16 protein-coding genes are annotated in these 18,983 nt (G+C 56.6%); 5 read left to right on the top strand and 11 right to left on the bottom strand.

Annotated elements, in window-relative coordinates:
* Positions 1–40 precede the first annotated feature (40 nt).
* Both QRN85_RS02125 and QRN85_RS02120 read right to left on the bottom strand, forming a co-directional pair.
* Positions 41–1,183: an ABC transporter substrate-binding protein gene (locus tag QRN85_RS02125; protein WP_284757075.1), complete on the bottom strand. Its 1,143-nt coding sequence runs from the start codon at positions 1,181–1,183 to the stop codon at positions 41–43.
* A gap of 12 nt (positions 1,184–1,195) precedes the next feature.
* Positions 1,196–2,827, bottom strand: coding sequence for an acyl-CoA dehydrogenase family protein (locus QRN85_RS02120; RefSeq protein WP_284757074.1), 1,632 nt, complete (start codon positions 2,825–2,827; stop codon positions 1,196–1,198).
* A 476-nt stretch (positions 2,828–3,303) separates the two neighbouring features.
* Here QRN85_RS02120 and QRN85_RS02115 point away from each other — a divergent pair, with 476 nt between their 5' ends.
* Entirely contained in the window at positions 3,304–3,756 is a 453-nt protein-coding gene (locus QRN85_RS02115) for a MarR family winged helix-turn-helix transcriptional regulator (RefSeq protein WP_284757073.1), read from the top strand.
* A 65-nt stretch (positions 3,757–3,821) separates the two neighbouring features.
* Here QRN85_RS02115 and QRN85_RS02110 read toward each other — a convergent pair whose 3' ends face one another.
* Positions 3,822–4,934 (bottom strand): citrate synthase, encoded by a 1,113-nt coding sequence (locus QRN85_RS02110; RefSeq protein ID WP_284757072.1) that lies wholly within the window; start codon positions 4,932–4,934, stop codon positions 3,822–3,824.
* An 89-nt stretch (positions 4,935–5,023) separates the two neighbouring features.
* Between QRN85_RS02110 and QRN85_RS02105 the strand changes: the two genes are divergently transcribed.
* Both QRN85_RS02105 and QRN85_RS02100 read left to right on the top strand, forming a co-directional pair.
* Positions 5,024–6,208, top strand: a complete 1,185-nt coding sequence (locus tag QRN85_RS02105) for a citrate/2-methylcitrate synthase (RefSeq protein WP_284757071.1) — start codon at positions 5,024–5,026, stop codon at positions 6,206–6,208.
* Between the two features lie 129 nt (positions 6,209–6,337).
* The gene (locus tag QRN85_RS02100) at positions 6,338–7,132 is read left to right on the top strand and encodes a 2-keto-4-pentenoate hydratase (protein ID WP_284757070.1); all 795 of its coding nucleotides are present in this window, start codon (positions 6,338–6,340) and stop codon (positions 7,130–7,132) included.
* A gap of 5 nt (positions 7,133–7,137) precedes the next feature.
* On the opposite strand, the gene QRN85_RS02095 is transcribed toward QRN85_RS02100, so the two are convergent.
* From QRN85_RS02095 to QRN85_RS02075, 5 genes are all read right to left on the bottom strand, one after another.
* Positions 7,138–7,836 carry an ABC transporter ATP-binding protein gene (locus QRN85_RS02095; RefSeq protein WP_284757069.1) on the bottom strand — a complete coding sequence of 233 codons (699 nt, stop codon included), beginning with the start codon at positions 7,834–7,836 and terminating at the stop codon, positions 7,138–7,140.
* A gap of 1 nt (position 7,837) precedes the next feature.
* Positions 7,838–8,581 carry an ABC transporter ATP-binding protein gene (locus tag QRN85_RS02090; RefSeq protein WP_284757068.1) on the bottom strand — a complete coding sequence of 248 codons (744 nt, stop codon included), beginning with the start codon at positions 8,579–8,581 and terminating at the stop codon, positions 7,838–7,840.
* The gene (locus QRN85_RS02085; protein WP_284757067.1) at positions 8,569–9,531 is read right to left on the bottom strand and encodes a branched-chain amino acid ABC transporter permease; all 963 of its coding nucleotides are present in this window, start codon (positions 9,529–9,531) and stop codon (positions 8,569–8,571) included. Before QRN85_RS02085 ends, QRN85_RS02090 begins: the two co-directional genes overlap by 13 nt.
* Positions 9,528–10,409, bottom strand: coding sequence for a branched-chain amino acid ABC transporter permease (locus QRN85_RS02080; protein WP_284757066.1), 882 nt, complete (start codon positions 10,407–10,409; stop codon positions 9,528–9,530). The genes QRN85_RS02085 and QRN85_RS02080 overlap by 4 nt, the downstream gene beginning before the upstream one ends.
* A 63-nt stretch (positions 10,410–10,472) precedes the next feature.
* Positions 10,473–11,780 (bottom strand): ABC transporter substrate-binding protein, encoded by a 1,308-nt coding sequence (locus QRN85_RS02075; protein ID WP_284757065.1) that lies wholly within the window; start codon positions 11,778–11,780, stop codon positions 10,473–10,475.
* Positions 11,781–12,233: 453 nt separating this feature from the next.
* Between QRN85_RS02075 and QRN85_RS02070 the strand changes: the two genes are divergently transcribed.
* Together QRN85_RS02070 and eglC are read left to right on the top strand one after the other, a co-directional pair.
* The gene (locus QRN85_RS02070; RefSeq protein ID WP_284757064.1) at positions 12,234–13,565 is read left to right on the top strand and encodes a hypothetical protein; all 1,332 of its coding nucleotides are present in this window, start codon (positions 12,234–12,236) and stop codon (positions 13,563–13,565) included.
* A gap of 145 nt (positions 13,566–13,710) precedes the next feature.
* Positions 13,711–15,147 (top strand): endo-1,3-1,4-beta-glycanase EglC, encoded by a 1,437-nt coding sequence (gene eglC, locus QRN85_RS02065; RefSeq protein WP_284757063.1) that lies wholly within the window; start codon positions 13,711–13,713, stop codon positions 15,145–15,147.
* A 39-nt stretch (positions 15,148–15,186) separates the two neighbouring features.
* Here eglC and QRN85_RS02060 read toward each other — a convergent pair whose 3' ends face one another.
* From QRN85_RS02060 to QRN85_RS02050, 3 genes are all read right to left on the bottom strand, one after another.
* Entirely contained in the window at positions 15,187–16,638 is a 1,452-nt protein-coding gene (locus QRN85_RS02060; RefSeq protein WP_284757062.1) for a sensor domain-containing diguanylate cyclase, read from the bottom strand.
* A gap of 148 nt (positions 16,639–16,786) precedes the next feature.
* Positions 16,787–17,608, bottom strand: a complete 822-nt coding sequence (locus tag QRN85_RS02055; protein WP_284757061.1) for a bifunctional allantoicase/(S)-ureidoglycine aminohydrolase — start codon at positions 17,606–17,608, stop codon at positions 16,787–16,789.
* A 127-nt stretch (positions 17,609–17,735) separates the two neighbouring features.
* Positions 17,736–18,782, bottom strand: coding sequence for a class I SAM-dependent methyltransferase (locus tag QRN85_RS02050; protein WP_284757060.1), 1,047 nt, complete (start codon positions 18,780–18,782; stop codon positions 17,736–17,738).
* Positions 18,783–18,983 lie beyond the last annotated feature (201 nt).

Raw genomic sequence — 18,983 nt, 5'->3', positions numbered from 1 at the left:
CGCGTTTCTTGCGCGAAACGCAGCCTTTTTGTCAGCTCGACTATTTAATCAAATTGAACTTGCCGTCCTTGGCGGTCAGAAGCACAATGCCCCTGTCGTCAAGGCCGTAGTGATCGGATGGTGAGAATTGGAAAACGCCATGGGTTGCCGGGAACGGTCCGCCATTCTCGATGGCATCGCGCAGCGCATCCCTGAACTCCTTGGTGCCAGGTTTTGCCTTTGCCAGTGCCACGGGAACAGACTTCTTGAGGATGATCATAGCATCCTGCATGTGTGAGCCGAACTGTGTCCGGGTGCCGGCGCCATATTTGCCTTCATAGGCGGTTACATAGGCAAGGCCCTCAGCCTTGGTTTCCGATGTGTCCGGCTGGTCTTCTGCCACCATTACCGGGCCCGAAGCAAAAACGGTGTTGTTGGCGCTTTTTCCGGCGATGCGCAGGAAATCGAAGGTGACGGCGCCGATGGTCTGATAGATGGGGCCTGTAAAGCCACGCTCGCGCAGACCCAGTTGCGGCAGCGCTGCACCTGTGCCGGAAGCACCGATGAATACCGCGTCCGGCCTGGCAGCAACCACTTTCAGCACCTGCCCGGCAACGGATGTATCAGGCCGCGCAAATCGCTCCTCGGCCACCATTTTCAGGCCGTATTCGGCCCCCAGCTTCTTGAACTGATCGACCCATTGATTGCCGTAGGAGTCAGAAAAGCCGATATAGCCCAGCGTTCTAACGCCATCTGCCTGCATCTTCGCAAACAGATGGCGAGACACGAGTTCGGCATTTTGCGGCAAGACAAAGCTCCAGCCCTTGGCCACAGGTGGCGGCAGCGGCGATGGGGCAAGGTGCGGAACACCCACCTCGGCCGCGACGCCAGCAACCGCGATGGCCCCGGGCACGAGTGCGGTACCGACAATCACATCCGCCTTGTCGTCATTGGCGAACCGTCGCGCATTCGTGGTGGCCAAAGAAGGATCACCCGCATCATCAAGCACGATGACCTTCACTTTTTCGCCGGCAATTTCAGTCGGCCAGAGGTCTACCGAGTTTTTCAATGGGATACCCAGCGCGGCACCCGGTCCGGTGGTGGGTATCGTCACACCAATCGTGATATCGGCGAAGGCAGGAAAAGCGGCAAGCGTGAGCGCCACACTGGCAAGCGCACCGAGCCTAATCATTGAATTCTTCATGTCGTCCTCCCGTTAATTTGCAAAGCATGCCATCCGGGGCGCTGCAGCCGCGCCCTCGAACTGGCCATGTTCCGTTTCGGCGTCGCCCCTCGGCAAACGCAGTGAAAGCCACGCTGCAACCGCCTCCCAGCCGCAGCGCATGTAATCGTCTGCCTTGAACAAGGCCGCCTCAGTCTGGGCTGACAAAAGGCGCATTTGCTCACTTGCATCCTGAAAGGATCTGAGTGCGCTCAACGCCCGCTCATTCTCAGCTGCGTTTTGAGAGGCGGCAATGTCGCGCATCACAAGTGTTTCGAACGCCGCCAGACCACGACCTTCGTCTCGCCAAAGCCGTCGCGTCAGAAAGTCCAGCGCCTGCATTCCAGTCGTGCCTTCATAGATCGACATCACCCGGCTATCGCGCAGATATTGCTCAAGAGGCCATTCGCGCGTGTAACCGGCACCGCCGAGCACCTGGATCGCCCGGTTTGCCGTATCGAAACCGATTTCTGCTCCGAAGTTCTTGACCAGTGGCAGCATCCAGGCCGCTAAATCCTGATGGAAGGAACGGTCGTCCTCATCGGTGGAGAGGGACGCCAGATCAAGCGTTGCCGCCAGTTCCAGCGTGGCGGCACGCAGAACTTCCGTCTGCCGCCGCAAGATGCGTAGCTGTCGCTTCACATCGGGATGCGTAGAGATCGGCACGGGTCTCGCGCTGGGTGAGCCACCCTGTCGCCTGTCCTGCGCATAGGCTTCGGCCACATCTGCAGACGCAGAGGCAACCCCAAGCCCCTGGCAACCCGTCACAAGCCGCATCCGCTCTATCATTGTAAACAGGTGCTGGAGCCCTCGCCCCTCCTGCCCAAGCAGAATTGCCCGCGACTTTTCAAAACGCAGAACGCATGTCGGCGAGCCGTGCAGTCCAAGCTTTTCTTCGATGCGCTCAACCAAGACACCATTTCGATGTCCGTCAATGTGATCCGGCACAAGAAACAGGCTAAGCCCTCTGGTCCCTGCTTCGTCGCTGGTCCGGGCAAGCAGACAATGACCAATGCGGTCCGTGATGTCGTGATCGCCGAAGGAAATCCAGCACTTGGTGCCGTCAACGCGCCACTCGCCGCCTTCTGTCATCGCGCGGGTGCGAATGCGCCCCACATCGGAGCCTGCATCGGGCTCTGAAATGCAAATGGTCGCAGACCAGTCTCCGGCAAGGAGTTTGGCGATCCACTCTTCCGCGACATTCGCTTGCGCAGACTCTGCCAGCAGAAAGGTCGCCGCTCTTGAAGAGCCGGCCAGCATCATGAGGGCGACACATCCGCGCTCGAATAACGCAGCGCAAGCCGCCTGCAACGTGTGGGGAAGCCCCTGCCCGCCAAACCGCTCTGGCACATCCAGCGCCAGCCAGCCCGCCTGGCAAAAACGTCTGTAAGCGTCACCGAATCCCGCCGGTGTGATGACGCGACCGTCAACAACGCGACAGCCCTGCCGATCGCCAATCGCGTTGAGCGGTGCGAGGACGGTTTCGGCGAAGGTTGCCGCTTCGGAAACAATGGAATTGACAGTGAAGTCATCAAGATCGGGATTGGCGGCGCATATTTCCTGCCAGCCGGGAGTGTTGCGCAAGAGCGCCAGCGTTGTCTCGACTTGATGGTCAAAGCCACTCATTGCGCCAGAACCTCGGCGCAGAAAAGGGAATGTGCGACCCGTCGTGACGCCGAGGCGCAGTTCACCTCGTCAGAGACGGACAAATGACCGCCGGGCGACGGAAAAACGCCAAGTCGACTTTCGCTTTCGTTCATGACTCCTCCCAGACGTCAATCGCGCGATATCAAGGAGGACGAATGTCAGCCTCCTCTAAATTTTGTTTACAAGGAAACAATCTCTAAGTAAACAATCATTACGAGGCGCGCGACATCACACTTGCGTTTCCCACGAGAAGGCCTCGCCACAGCGCAACCGCCGCAGAAAAACGCAGGGCTCAGCGGAAACGTGAAAGCGAATTGAACAAGTATCGGCGCGCAGATACGCGACTGCCGCTCTTCCATTCCTTCAAACGCATCAGATAAGAGTGCTACAACGGACGCTTGATGTGTTGGGACGTGGCTGGAAAATCTGCAGCGCACCGATATTTAGGATGAGACATGGATATGCTGGTTCACGGCAATGAAAAGGTGGATCTGGGCGGCCTCAACGAAGCGCCGGGTTTCATGCTGAGACTGGCCCAGTTGAAGGTGTTCGAGAACTTCTTTTCAGAGGTGGGAGGGCGCGGCCTCAAGCCGGGGGAGTTCTCAGTCCTCTGGGTTATTCGCAACAATCCGGGCATCCGCCAAAGCATTCTGGGCCAAAGCCTCATGATAAAGCGGGCGCATATGACGAAACTCATCCGCGCGCTTGAGGACCGGAACCTGCTCTCGCGCAACATACCGGACGAAGACAGACGCGCGGTCGAACTGACCCTGACCAGCATGGGCAAGACCGAAGCGGAAGCCGCTTCGGAATGGTTCTTTGCCTATGAGCAAGGCGTGGGAGCAGCGCTATCGGAAGCCGAAAGGGAGCAACTGCTGGCTCTTTTGCGAAAATTCATCGGCATCTGACCGCACCGTCAACAGGCCACGGTGCGATCTTTCGGCATGACGATCGACGCTCGAAGCGTCAGGCATCACATCTGCGAAGGCTGCGGGCCGACATAGCGCGACTGTGGACGGATGAGCTTGCCGAGACGCTCCTGCTCCAGAACATGTGCCGTCCAGCCGCCCATCCGGCCAGCAGCAAAGACATTGGTAAAGCTCTCTCGCGGGAAACCGACAGCTTCCAGCACAAGCGCCGTGTAGAACTCGACATTGGTCTGCAAGGGACGCAGCGGCTTCTTTTCGGCCAGCAGCGCCAGTGCTTCGGCTTCGACAGCCTCCGCAAAACCAATACGGCCACCGCCATGGCGCAGGAGGCCGACCGCCTGTTTCAAGACATCGGCGCGCGGGTCACGAACCCGGTAGATGCGGTGGCCGAAACCCATCAGCCGCTCACCACGGGCAAGCGAGGCGGATAGCCAGGCATTGATGTTATCTTCGCTGCCGATTGCATCGAGCATATCCAGAACCGGGCCCGGTGCACCGCCGTGGAGCGGTCCTTTGAGTGCGCATAATGCGCCGATGATGGATGAAAACATGCCCGCCTTGGTGGATGCAATGACACGCGCGGCAAATGTGGAGGCATTCAGACCATGGTCCGCCACTGTGACGAGGTACGTGTTCAGCGCCCTCACATTTTCTTCCGAAGGACGCGTGCCGTGGAGCATGAATAGAAAGTCCTCGGCATGACCCAGTGAAGCATCGGGGCCTACAGGTGCAGAACCCGCTGCATTTCGTGCAATGGCTGCCGCAAAGACCGGCACGGCAGCAACGGCCATGACATGATGTGGAACCGTTTGTGAGTCTGCCAGCGCCGCCAGCAGGAAGCGGAGGGCTTCTACCTGTGAAAGGTGAGGTAGGGTCGGCAGCAGACGTTCAACGAGATGGAACGCTGCAGCGCGGGCCTGCCCCAATGCAGTTTGCACATCGGCTTCGGTGACTTGGCCGGGCGCAAGATCTTTCCAAAGCAGGGCAAGGAGTGCCTCGAAGCTCCAGCTTGAAATCTGGTCGAGATCATATCCCCGGACGATCAGCCGGCCCGCTGCGCCATCGACATGGCTGAGAATCGTTTCGGCAGCAATGGTGTTTTCCAAGCCTGGGCTCGTGGTTTCGGTAGCAGGAGCAATGTGTGATGAAATGGTCATGGTGAGCCTCATGGGTTGACACCCACAGACATCATGATTGAATCAATATAATCAATCTTGATTCAACCAATCAATGTAGAGAAAATTCCGTGCAGGACCCTTTCATCGATGCCGCGATGGCATCCGAATTACTCGGCATCAACCGCGCCAGCCTTTATGCCTATGTCAGCCGTGGCCTCATTCGAACAATGGGGGCGCCTGACGATCCAAGACGCCGCTTGTACAACAGTCACGACATCGACCAGTTGAAGAAGAACAAGTTGCTTGGCAAAAGACCGAAAGACGTCGCCGCATCGACACTCGACTGGGGTCTGCCGGTGCTGTCCTCCAACCTGACCCTGATCCATAACGGCCACCTGTTCTATCGCGGCCACGATGCAGTGACGCTTGCCGAGAGCAAGACGCTTGAGGATGTCGCACGACTGCTCTGGAACTGTGGCGACGAAAATCCCTTCGCGGACGCAGCAGAGCCGGCGTGGGACGCGTCCCTGCTTGGCTTGGCAGCGGATCTGCCGATGACGGAACGGTGCAAGGCGCTGCTCTGCTTTGTCGACGCTGGCCGGATGACGGCCTGGCAAAGGAACAAGCGCAGGCTATGGCCGGGTGCAGCCACGCTTTTACGCAGCATGACGGCAGCGGCGAGCAATAGCCAGCCCAGCAGCCTGCCCACTCACCTCCACCTCGCCAGAGCCTGGAAAATTGATGAAGCCAGAGCAGATATTCTGAGGTCTGCGCTGGTATTGCTGGCCGATCATGAATTAAATGCATCCGCCTTTGCCACCCGCGTCGTCGCGTCAACCGGCGCTTCCCTTGGGGCCTGTATCGACGCCGGACTGTCTGCGCTGAGCGGACCTTTGCATGGTGGCATGACCAGTCTCGTTGAACTTCTGTTCGATGAAATTGAAGCAGCAGCCGACCCTGAAACGGTGGTGGAAACCCGGCTGCGCCGGGGAGACGGTTTGCCTGGCTTCGACCATCCGCTTTATCCTGAGGGCGACCCCAGGGCCGCGATACTTCTGGCTCTCCTTAAACCCCATCCCACACGTCAGGCACTGATCGACACCGTCGCCGATACGACCGGAAAATTGCCAACAATAGACGTGGCGCTGGTCAGCCTGCGGCGTGAACTCAACCTTCCGCCGGGCGCAGCCCTCAGCCTTTTTGCCATCGGCCGGACTGTTGGCTGGCTTGCGCACGCTTTCGAACAGTTTTCAGAAAACAGGCTCATTCGCCCGCGCGCCCGTTACGAAGGACCAGAGCCGATAAACAGGTGAATGAGATCGGCATCGATGAATATGTGTTGAAGACCATGTATTTCCACAAGTGCAATATGCGCTTCACTTGCCAGCATCGTAAATGACTGTAATGAAATTGGAAGGACGTGACGTTACGGGAGGCTTTACATGACGACGATGACAGAGGCGAATATAAGACTTGGCGCTGTTCTCGCCCAGGCTGAAAATCGGCAGTCATCGCTTGGCGTCTCCCAGCTTGAGAATGCTGGCCTGCTTCCATCCAGCATTGAAACCGGCATGGCCGTGCAGGCAATTGCTGCCGCTTCTATCGGCAAGGAAGTCGCGGGCTGGAAGCTTGGTATCAACAACGGACGTGCCATCGCGGCTCCTCTTCTGGATCTTTACGACATGAAGACGGAAACCTCCTTCGAGATTCCCAAGCCGGGGGCCGTGGCCATCGAAATCGAGGTCTGCTTTGTGCTGTCCGATGATCTGCCTGCACCGGAAACGGGAAGGGAGTACACGGTGGAAGATGTCCTGCCACATGTGGCGTCGGTCCATCTGGGCGCAGAACTGTGCAGCTACCGCCTCGTCGAAGAAAACAAATCGCCGCTGCCGCTGTTTCTGGCAGACCGCCTCGGCAATCACTCCTTTGTCCTGGGACCAGAAATCGATATTGCGCTCGCCCAGCGCCTGACCAACGAAGACCCAACGCTTGCTGCGCTTGTTGTTGAAGGTGATGGCGAGGTTCTTTTTGCTGCCACGCCGAAACATCCGCAGAGCAACCCGCTCACTCCGCTGGTTGCCTATGCCAACCTGCCTATCGACCATCTTGGCGGATTGAAGCGCGGGCAGGTCGTGACAACCGGCAGCCTGTGCGGCCTGATCCGCCTGTCACGTCAATCCGTGGTGAAGGCAAGATGGGGCGATCTGCCGGAAATGACGATAAGGCTGCCTGTCTGAGCCGATCAGACGATTCCAACATAGGCTTTGACGAGATCCGGATCGACGCGCAGAGCGTCCGTCGCCATGGTGGCTTTCGTTTCACCGTTTTCTACGAAACACACCCTGTCGGCAACGGACAAAACAGCCTCCATGCGCTGCTCCACCAGCAATACCGCCTTGCCACGCGCCCTCAGCTCCAGGATGACGTCCCGTATCGTTGCGATCATCGATGGCATGAGGCCTTCGGTGGGTTCATCCATCAGGATCAATGCCGGATCGAGGCAAAGGGCGCGGGCCATTGCCAGCATCTGCTGCTCGCCACCGGACAGCGTGCCCGAGACCTGCTGAAGTCGCGATTTCAGAACGGGGAAAAGCGAAAAGATGCTGTCCAGAATGGCGCGATCCGTATTGCGCGCCATCAAACCTATCTCAAGATTCTCCCGCACCGTCATCTCTGCAAACAGGCGTCTGCCCTGCGGCACGTATCCAATACCTGTTTTTGGAATTGCATGAGGCGGCAGAGACGTCAGTTCGACACCATCGAAAACAACCGACCCGCTGCGAACCGGCGCAAGCCCCATGATTGCACGCAAACTCGTCGTCTTGCCCGCTCCGTTCCGCCCCAGAAGGCAAAGCACTTCTCCGGGCGAAATGTCGAACGAGACATCCTTCAAGCTACGGACATCGCCGTGATAGACCTCAAGATTGCGAACGGAAAGCATTTCAGCTTCCTCCCAGATAGGCGGCCTGGACCTGCGCGTTGGCGCGAATATCCTCGGGCGCACCCGTCGCCAAAAGCCGCCCACCGTTCAGCACCGTGATGCGTTGCGCGAGCCGCATGACAACAGCCATATTGTGTTCGATCAGCAAGATCGTCGTATCCTTCGATATGGCTTCGACAAGATGGCAGAAGCGATCGATCTCGCCGTCAGAAAGCCCTTGGGTCGGCTCGTCAAGGATCATGAGTTTCGGCGCAAGCGCCAGACCCATCGCAACCTCAAGCAGCCTTTGGTGGCCATAGGCCAGCGTGCCCGCCTTGGCATCCGCCCGGTCCGCCAGGCCAACCTTCTCCAGCGCCGACAGGGCATGACGGGCGAGATCAACAGACTTCCAACCGAGCCAGCCCGCCCGTCGTTGCAAGGTATTCTGGGCCGCAAGCGCGACGTTATCGAACACGCTGAGCCGCGGAAATATACTGGTGATCTGAAACGTATAGGCGATGCCCTTGCGCACACGCTGATAGGCGGCATCGCCGGTGATGTCCTCTCCCATGAAGCTGATGCTTCCGGCGGTCGGCTCTATCCGACCGGACAGAAGTGAGACGAATGTTGTCTTGCCCGCACCATTGGGGCCGATCAGAGCATGAATTTCCCCGGCGGATATCTCGAAGTGCACGTCATCGACCGCTCTCAGCCCGCCAAAATGGCGGCTCAAGCCCTTTGTGGACAGCAGCGTCACGGAAGCCATGGCAGCCACCTTTCGCGGATCGAGCCGAGAATACCTTTCGGAAAGAAAAGAACAAGCAAGACCAGGGCAACACCCGCGACCAGCATGTAGGCGGAGGTGAGCTCACTTGCGATATCGATGATGTAGAACATCGACACGGTGCCGAGAATGGGCCCGAGCAACGTTCCCGCACCGCCCAGAAGGGTGAAGAGCAGCGCTTCGATCGAGTATTGGATCGAGCCGAAAGACGATCCGACATAGGCAAACAGCAGCGCGTAAGTCGCGCCTGCCATGGCGCAAAGCGTGCCGGACATTGTCAACGCGATGAGTTTCAGCCGGAATGTGTTGTAACCCAGCATGATCGCACGTGGCTCGTTCTCGCGCACCGCAATCAGCACCCGGCCCGCCGGGCTCGAAACAACGAGATATGTCATCAACAGGGTCAGGGACATGAGCGCAAATGCGATGTTGTAGCGCGTAATAGCATCGGTGAGATCGACGACATATCCGAAAAGCTCGAAGCCGCGCGCAGCCTGTGGCAACATCAGCCCCTCCTCACCACGCGTCCATTCCGAGAAATAGAGGCTGCCGAGATAGGCCACCTGCGAGAACATCAACGTCACGATCATGAAGGCGACACCGGTCGTTCGCAGGCAGATCAGTCCAATGACCAGCGAAACGAAGAAGCCGACACCAATCCCGGCAGCAAAGGCGGCAGGAACGCTCCAGTCGAGATGATAGGCTGCCAGGCCTGCGCCATAGAGGCCGCTTGAGAAAAACAGGGCGTGGCCGAGGCTTAAGAGTCCGGTGTAGCCGAACAGCAAATTGTATCCCATGGCAAAAATCGCAAGCACCATGATGCGCGTCATGGCGAGCTGATGATAATCAGGAAGCAAATATTTCAGGCTGAAGATCAGGGCGAGCACGAGGCAGTGCAAGGCGAAGATACGGGAGCGCGTTGCAGTTTTCATCGCTCTCTCGCTCCAAACAGGCCTTCGGGTTTGAACACCAGAACGAGTGCGACGAGGAGCGTCGAGATCATCTTTGCAAGGGTAGGCGAGAAGAAAACGGAGATGATGCCGTCGCTCAAACCAATAACCAGAGCGGCCACCACAGTTCCGCGTATACTGCCAAGCCCGCCAATGATGACGACGATGAATGAGAGCAGCAGCGGATCGAGCCCCATGAGATAATGGGCCTGACGGATCGGCACGATAAGCACCGCTGCGATGGCTGCAAGCATGGCACCTGCGGCAAAGACAAAGCCATAGACCCGATCGATTGGAATGCCGAAGCTCTGCGCCGTTTCCCGGTCATATTGGGTGGCGCGCATGATGAGGCCGATGCGTGTCCGGGTCAGAACATACCATACGGCAGTCAGCAGAACGCCCGCAGCGACAATGACGAAGAGATTATAGGCAGAGTAGCCGAACCAGGGCAGTTGCAGACGGTAATAGAAGGGTGCGGCAACCGGCCTTGCGTCCGGCCCATAGGTCAGAAGAACGGTTTGCTGGATGATGTAAAGCATGCCGATTGTGGCAACGATGGTCGACTCCGGATCATAGGAGAGCCTGCGCAGCACCAGCCGCTCTGCCGCAAAAGCAACAACACCGACGATGAGCGGGCTGAACAGCAATGCGAGAAAGAAACCGGCGGCGGGATGAAGGCCAATCATGGTGGTAATCCACCATGCCATAACCGCACCCAGCATATAGAATTCGCCATGCGCGACGTTGACGACACGCATCACGCCGAAAACCAGGGACAGGCCGAGCGCGGTCAAGGTCAGGACCGCCGCCTGCAAGAGCCCTTCCAGCGTGGCAAGTAACAGGAACGGGCCAAATGCCACGCGTTTTCCCTTCAATATTCTCAGGCGCTGGGATCAGACCCCCGCGCCTCATGCGTCGTCAGGTCAAAGCGACATCTTCGTATAATCCGCGGTGACCTCATATGCACCATCCTCGATGGATGTCTTGTGGACAACGCCCAGCTTTCCATCGGTGACCTTGGAAATATACTGGTGGCCATAGCATTGGTGGTTCTTGCCGTTGAACCGCTTGTCGCCTTGCGGATGATCGCGGCCTTCCGCAAATGTTTCAAGGGATTCCATGGCCTCGATGAAGGCTGGCGTGTCCTGCTGACCTCGATAACCGGCCTTTTCCATTGCCTGTTTGATGACGAACAGGCTCTCCCAAACGCCGAACATATGCGAATAGGTCGAGATGTCCTTGGGATCGGCAGCACTGGCGCCGTTCTCGTCAATTCCAACGGCGGCGCGATAGATCTTGTCCCACTGGCTCTGATCTTTCTGGGCGTAGCGCGGCATTCCTTCCCAGAAATATGTCCCGTCAAGGTAGGAAAGCTGTGGCGTCGCAAGATCAACGGCCTCGAGACTATCGATGAACCCGAAAATCTGCGGGCGCTGCGAGCCGTAGAACTGACCCAGCTCCGTAACAAAAGTCAGGACTGATGGTCCGACCATCACGTGATAGAGAACCTCCGTGTCGGAGGGAATGCGCGGCAGATAACGGGTAAAGGATGTTTCTGTCGGTGGAATGGCTATGAGTTCCAGAACCTCACCGCCGTGGGCTTTCAAGGCCGCAGAAAAGTAATCGCGGTGGTCATGCCCGAATGCGTAATCCGGGAATATCATCGTCGCCTTCTTGCCGAGATTTTGCGAAATCCATGGCGCCATGGCGGTGACCTGGCTGCGTACATCGGTGATGCAGGGCTGGAAGCAATAGCGGTTCAACTTCCCCGAGGCCACATGGAAGCCTTCGGAAACAACCACATAGGGCATTTTCAGCTCTCCCGCGCGTGGGGCAGACCCAATGACGACATGCGAAAAAAGCGTACCGAAGATGGCATCTACCTTGTGCTGTGCAGCGAATTTCTCCACCACCTCTGCACCGCGCTTGGCATCGGTCCCATCGTCTTCCACGATGATTTCCAGCGGACGGCCATTGATGCCGCCTTCGTCATTGATGATCTTGGCGGCGGCCTTGGCGACGCGCTCGTACCAGCGTCCGTAAGAAGCACCGATGCCGGTCCTGTGCAGTTGCAGTCCAAGCTTGACAGGTTGCGATGTCTGGGCCTGAGAGTAGCGCACGAAGCCCGGCGCCACACTGCTTGCAATCCCCGCCCCCGCAGCCGCTCCCAACGTCAGAAGCGTCGATCGGCGCGTGAGCCCAGTCTTGCGTGTCATCGTCTCATCAGCCATTTCATCCCCCACTCATGGACATCATGCCCAAATATGCTGCACAGCACCCTTGACACCAACTGCGCCAGCCAGAATCCAGAGGGCGTTTTATGCCGTGCATTGATCTTTGCGTAAATACGTGAACAACAGAAAACGAAAAAATAGTGGGGACAGATCAACGGGCTAAATCTTTGACCATGTGATTTAAAATCGAGATCGCGTAGATGTCTCGAGATTACAATTATAGAATTTTCAATATAGAGAGATTTTTGATCTGATTTCTTTGTTCAATTTTGGAGGGCACAGGCAAAAATGGGAGAGAAAACGTCGCAAACGCCACTAATTTTTCGCATAAAAGCGACATTTCAGCGACTTTGCTTCGCGCCTCGCAATTTTGGATACTTGACGTTGCTTATCGCAACATCTGCAGGTAGCACGCAGGCCTTTGCCCACGGCGCAGAGCGTGGATTGATCATGCTCCTTCCGACACAGTTCTATCTCGCCGGTGGAGGACTTGCGGTCCTCCTCTCCTTCCTGCTTTTGACGGTCGCTCCGACACGCTGGTTTGCCGAGCTGCCGCGAAAGACATTCTCGGTGGCACAATCCCTCAGTGTCCCAAAGGCGCCTCTCAGCCTTTTATCATTCGCCATTCTTGGGGTGAGCGTGGTGGCCGGATTTCTCTCGGTCGATGATCCCTTGAGCAACCCGTTGCCGCTTTTGATCTGGACGGTGGGCTGGGTAGGGTTGACGATGCTGCAGGCAATCCTCGGCAATCTCTGGCCATGGCTCAACCCGTGGACCGGTGTCCTTTCGGCACTCCGCAGGGTGTCGGGAACAGCGGTGGGCCGCGAGCCGATCATGGCGTTGCCATCGGCCATCGGCTACGTTCCCGCCATTCTCCAGTTCTCGGGTTTTGCATGGTTCGAGCTCGTCTCGATTGCGCCGGAGGACCCGACCCGGCTGGCAATGGCGGTTTCGAGCTACTGGGCGATCAACTTTGCAGCGATGATCGTTTTCGGTGAGCGGGCATGGATGCGCGTCGGCGAGCCGTTTTCCATCTTCTTTCGGATGATTGGCTTGTTCTCAGTCTTCAGCATCACGACTGATGGGCACCGCAAAAGCTTTTCAATCGGCTGGCCCGGAGCCAGATGTCTCAGTGCCGAAACGCTTCCGCTGTCCGGCACAATTTTCATTCTGCTCACACTTGGCACCGCAACATTCGACGGATTTTCCGAGACATTCACCTGGCTCGGTTTCATCGATGTCAACCCGCTTGAATTCCCCGGAAGAAGCGGCGTGATGATTGCCAATTCATTTGGCCTGCTCATCACTCCCATCGTGTTAATGCTGGTCTTCTACCTCAGCGTCGCCGCCGGCTTGTACCTTGCGGGCAAGGGTTGGAGTGAGCTCCAGGACCTTGCCGGTCGCCTTGTCTATTCGATCGTGCCTATTTCGATTGCGTTCCACTGCGCGCATTATCTCACGCAACTCCTGATCAACGGCCAGTATCTGATGGTCGTGATCTCAGATCCCTTTGCCCTTGGCTGGGACCTCTTCGGCACCGTCGACATGCATGTGACCGCGTCCTTCCTGCAGAATCTGGAAGGTGTTCGCATCATCTGGGCTGCACAAACACTCATTATCGTGATGGGACATGTCGCAGGCATTGTCGTCGCACACGCGATCGCCGCGGACGCCTTTCGCAGCTCAAAAGTGGCCGCACGGTCACAGATATTTCTTGCAGTCGCGATGGTCATCTACACGGTTTTCGGCCTGTGGTTACTGTCCACACCATCCGTTGGCTAATGTTTGACCACGGCTCTAACCCTTGATTTTTCACAGGTGCCGCGACCCCATTTATCTCATTTTCGACACAAACATCACGGGCTTCGCTGGTACAGTATTGGCACCAGCAAATGTCTTGGATGGCAGTGTCAACGGGGGAAATTCGATGGCCAGATCAATCTTGAATGCACTCGGCAAACCGCTTTATTACAGCGATACGTCCACCGGGTTTTTCTCCGCAACAGGCTCCGGACCAACCCTCTATGGTACCGCCAAAAACGACTCCATGTGGGGTGACAGCAGCGTCAATGTCACCATGCGCGGCGGCACCGGAGATGACATTTACTACCTCTATTCCACCATCAATCGCGCGGCCGAGTCGGCTGGCGAAGGTGTCGATACCATCAACACATGGATGGGCTACACGCTTCCCGACAATTTTGAGAACCTCATCGTCACCGGTGACGGGCGAAACGCCTTCGGAAATTCCATCGACAACATCATCAGCGGCGGGTCCGGCAAGCAGACGATAGACGGCGGCGCGGGCAATGACGTGCTGACGGGCGCGGGCGGGGCAGATACTTTTGTCTTCGCCAAGGGTAACGGTACGGATCTCGTCACGGATTTCGGTTCCGACGACATCATTCGGCTCGATGGTTACGGCGTCACGTCGTTCGACAATCTGATATCTGCGTCCACCCAGAAGGGCGCTGATCTGTGGCTGAACTTCGACAATGGCGAAAGTGTCGTGCTGGCAAACACGACGGCGGACGACCTGAACGCTGATCAGTTTCGGCTATCCCTCGATCGGTCTCAACTCACCTCAACTTTTTCGGATGAGTTCAACTCCCTGTCGCTGCGCAACGGCCAGACGGGCGTATGGGAACCGAAGTTCTGGTGGGCCGGAAACGAGGGCGGCAGCCTTCATTCCAACTCCGAACAACAGTGGTACATAAACCCTGCCTATCAGCCCACCTCGTCAGTCAATCCGTTCTCCGTCCAGAACGGCGTTCTGACCATCAAGGCCGCCCCTACCCCGGATTCAATCTCGGACGCAGTCAACGGCTATGACTATACGTCCGGTATGCTGACTACGCATGCATCCTTTTCCCAGACCTATGGCTACTTTGAAATTCGCGCCGATATGCCCAGCGACCAGGGCACCTGGCCAGCCTTCTGGCTGCTGCCGACGGATGGAACATGGCCGCCGGAGCTCGATGTCATCGAGATGCGTGGTCAGAATCCAAACTCGCTGATCCTTTCGGCGCACTCGAACGCAACCGGCCAGCAAACCTCCAGCATCAACAACGTCAACGTCTCAAGCACCGAGGGATTCCACAAATACGGGCTTCTCTGGGAGGCAGACCATATTACCTGGTATTTCGACGACGTCGCGATAGCTCAGATAGACACGCCTGCCGACATGCATGATCCCATGTATATGATCGTCAACCTTGCCGTAGGCGGCATAGCGGGGACGCCTGCAAATGGGCTGCCAAATGGTTCCGAAATGAAGATCGATTACATCCATGCCTACTCGATCAACGACCCGGATGTCGCGGCATTAAGCCAGCAAGTTCCTGCGGATAACCTGCTCGTCTGACAATTACGCAGGGCTTTTCCCCGCTTCTCAGGTGCCCACCTAACCGGTGGGCATCGCTTTTAAAGAAGCTTCGGCATAGTGCGCCTTTTTCACCTCATACATGCTCATGTCCGCCCTGCGCACCATCGCCTCTAGTGTTTCTCCCGGCTCACTGGTTGCCACACCGATAGAAATCCCGAGTGGCGACGCTGAATAGAACTGGTTGTTGATCTTCAACAGTTCGTAGATGGTTTCCACCAGATTGGCGGCCACCTGTTTGTCAGCGCCAGGCATTAAAATAGCAAATTCATCGCCGCCGATCCGCGCCGCGCTGTTGGGCGAGGCTACCACGCCGTTGAGAACCTCTCCAAGCCGCCGCAACAACTTGTCGCCCGCATCGTGGCCAAGCGTATCGTTGGCAACCTTCAGGCCATTCAAATCGATGATGATCGCGGAGACGGGTCGCAGGCTCTTGCGCTCAAGCCGGTTCAACTCGTCGGTGTAGAATGCCCTGTTATAAAGCTTGGTCAAAACATCATGCTTGCCCAGATATTCGAGATATGCCTCGGCCTTCTTGCGCGCCGTGATGTCCGTTAGCGCGACCTGCACAAGCGACCAGTCCTGCTCGTGGCCCGGAAAGACGGAGAATTGCAAAAGGACGTGACGTTCCGTCCCGTCGAGCGCGTAGTTGATGACCTCACGCTGATGGAAAAGATTTCCGTTCCAGAGATCGATCAGTTGTTCGCGAAATGGCTTGTCCATTTCATCGCGGAAGACATCACGCAACCGACGCAGCAAGGTTTGCTCATCGGGAGCACAAAAGAGATCGAGGGTCGCCTTGTTGACTTCGATCACCCGGATTTCGCTCATGCATTGAAGCACGAATTCGGGGTGAACATCCATGAAGACCCGGAAGTCGACGATGCCACCGTCCTTCAGGTCATCGATCATCCGTTTGATACGGCTAAAGTCCTCGACCCATAGCGACACCGGGGAATGTTTGAACATGCTCTCGGCATATCGGCGGTTGCTCTGCTCAAGCCTTCTCGCCTCTTCGCGCTCCGTGACATCTTCAGTGGTAATGAGGATACGCTCAAAGGTCTCCTCATGGCCGGGCAGGATGACGCCGCGCAGCTGAATGTCGAGGCGCTGGCCACTTAGGGAATAGTTGACCGCATGGCTGGAAAAGCGCGCCTTACCCTCCCACAGTGCTTCCAGTTCGGTGATATGGCCTTCCAGCATATCATCACGAAATATGCGATCCATATTCGAGAGCAGATGGTCAAAATCCCGGGCAGCGAAGAGTTCGAGGGTTTTTTCGTTTACGCTGAGCACTCGTATCTTCTGCGAACATTCCTGCACACGGGAAAGGTCTTCGCGCAGGTAACTTCGGATATCGGTAATGCCCTGTCCGCGCCAGATATCGAACTGCCGCTTCACGCCGGAAAAATCTTCGATCCACATTGCCACGGGCGCGAGGTTGAAAACATCTGCTTCGAAAGTTTCAGGCATAGTGTCGATCTCCGCTAAGCGGTCCTGGAAGATTGTTTGCGCGCGGTTATTCGCGCAAAACTTTGGCCGACAACCTCACTCCCCGAATTAAAGATTTCGCTAATTTCCGCCCGGAGTGGAAAGCAATATGGGGCGTCTAGAGGCCTGGTCACCACAATTTCACATGACGATTTACATCCTTGTAAAGCAGATACCGGAAGCGGCCGGGCCCACCTGCGTAACATGCCTGCGGGCAGAAGGCGCGAAGCCACATGAAGTCACCCGCTTCAACTTCAACCCAATCATTGTTCAAACGATAGACCGCTTTGCCTTCCAACACAAAAAGCCCGTGCTCCATCACGTGGGTTTCCATGAAAGGGATTGTCGCGCCCGGCTCAAAGGTGACGATATTGAGATGCATGTCATAGCGTCCATCCGCCGGGTCTATGAAACGCGTCGTCGCCCATTTTCCGCCTGTGTCGGGCATGGCCGACAATTCATGCTCATCCTCATGCGTGAAGATCGCCGGGGGCAACTCAAGGCCGTCAACGACATCGAAAACCTTCCGCACCCAATGAAACTTGGCCGGCACCGTACCTTCGCCGCGAAGGCTCCAGGCCTCGCCCGCAGGAATATAGGCAAATGAACCGGCCCGCAGCGCATGGCGCTTGCCCGCGTGTTCGATACTCATCTCGCCGTCGACGACGAAAATAGCGGCTTGCGCACGCGCGTCCGGTTCGGGCCTGTCACTTCCTCCGCCTGGCAGAACTTCCATGACATATTGGGCAAATGTCTCGGAAAAGCCGGTCATCGGGCGCGAAATGATCCAGGCTCGCGTTTCGCGCCAGTGCGGCAGAACACTGGTCACGATGTCGGACATGACCCGCTTTGGTATAACGGCATAGGCGGTCGTAAAGGTCGCCTTGCTGGATAGAAGTTCAGTTTGGCCAGGAAGGCCGCCGAAGTCAGAATAATAACGCTTGTTTTCCATGTCCGCGCTCCAAAGCCATGCTATCTCCCAAGTTTCCTTAGAGTGTTTCGAGCGTCATGGGAATCGCGATTTAAGCGGGCGCCGTCACGCCGCCATCAAAGGCGGCGTGACGTCTGGGTAAAGGACGTCACGCCTTTTTGCGAATGACGCCATAGACGATGTTGCGGTTCTCGCCGAAGAAGACCTCGGCCTCGAACGCTTCCGGATCGATGCTGGCATTGATGATGCGCCACATGTCTTCCTCGGTGCGCAGCAACAGAGCCCAGTTCATGAAGGATTCCATGTAGCCGTCAACGCCGATATCCTGCGAGAAATTGGCAAAGAGGAAAGTACCGCCGGGCTTGAGCATGTCCAGGCAACGCTGGGTCAGCTTGATCGAGACCTTGTCGACCAGATAGTCATACAGACCTGCAGCATAGACAAAATCGAACGTGCCAAGCTGCTGGCGACCAGACAGAATGCCACGCACCGAGCCATCGACGGCCTCGATGCAGGTGCCGGCAAAGTCGCGTGTGATGGCGCCGACGCTCAGAGGGTCCTGATCAAGAGCAACCCAACGCCTGATCTTGCCCTTGGCCAGCGCAACAGAACGATTTGCCTCGCGCAGATGCCCGGCTGCGATGGTCAGAATTTCTGCGTCATTCCCGACGGAAGCTGCGATCTGATCGACATATTTCGTCAATATGTCGCGGCGCTCCCGCACGGCCACCGAGGATGAAGCATCTTTCGTGTATTCATACAGTGCCATACCAAGTGGCGATGCGGCAGCGATACGATCCTGAACACTCTCGTGACCATAGATGAAATCTAGCAATTGCGCATCGCCCGAGTATCCGCGAGGCTTCTCGAAAGACCACAGCGTGAAGGGGTCCTGCAGGAAGTAGTCCGAGACCTCATGGTCCTGAATGATAGGAATGATCTCCCGCCACACTCCTGAGTGGTATTTCTCTCTGAGAAAATGGAGCTGGCCAGCAACGTTATGGATGATATCCTGCGGCGCCCTGCCGTTTACGAATTGCTGATGTGCCAAATTGAGAACCAGCGAGACGTCTGCCTGCGCAAGCAAAAATTTCTCTTCAAAATTGCTCGCTCTTGTGTCGAATATTTCGTCCGAGATAGTCTCTGGGGTAATGAGACTTTCACCATCAAAGTTTGCAGTAGCAAGTTGGGACATATATCGCTCCTGATTAACACTATGTTAACTTTGTGTTAATTCATCTGCGACCAGTGCAGGAGTCAATCTACGAAAAGCCGTGAAAACATGCTTTTTTCGAAAACCTTTTATTAAGGTAAATCTAAAGTCAGTTGTAGTTTTTTGGCGATTTAAAGAAACTTAATAGGAATGCTTATATTGTTACCATGATTGCAACCTGAA

The sequence above is a fragment of the Agrobacterium sp. fls2-241-TYG-188a genome (genome assembly GCF_030209845.1).
Note: the sequence above shows the minus strand (reverse complement) of the source record. Positions and strands in the feature narration are given on the sequence as shown.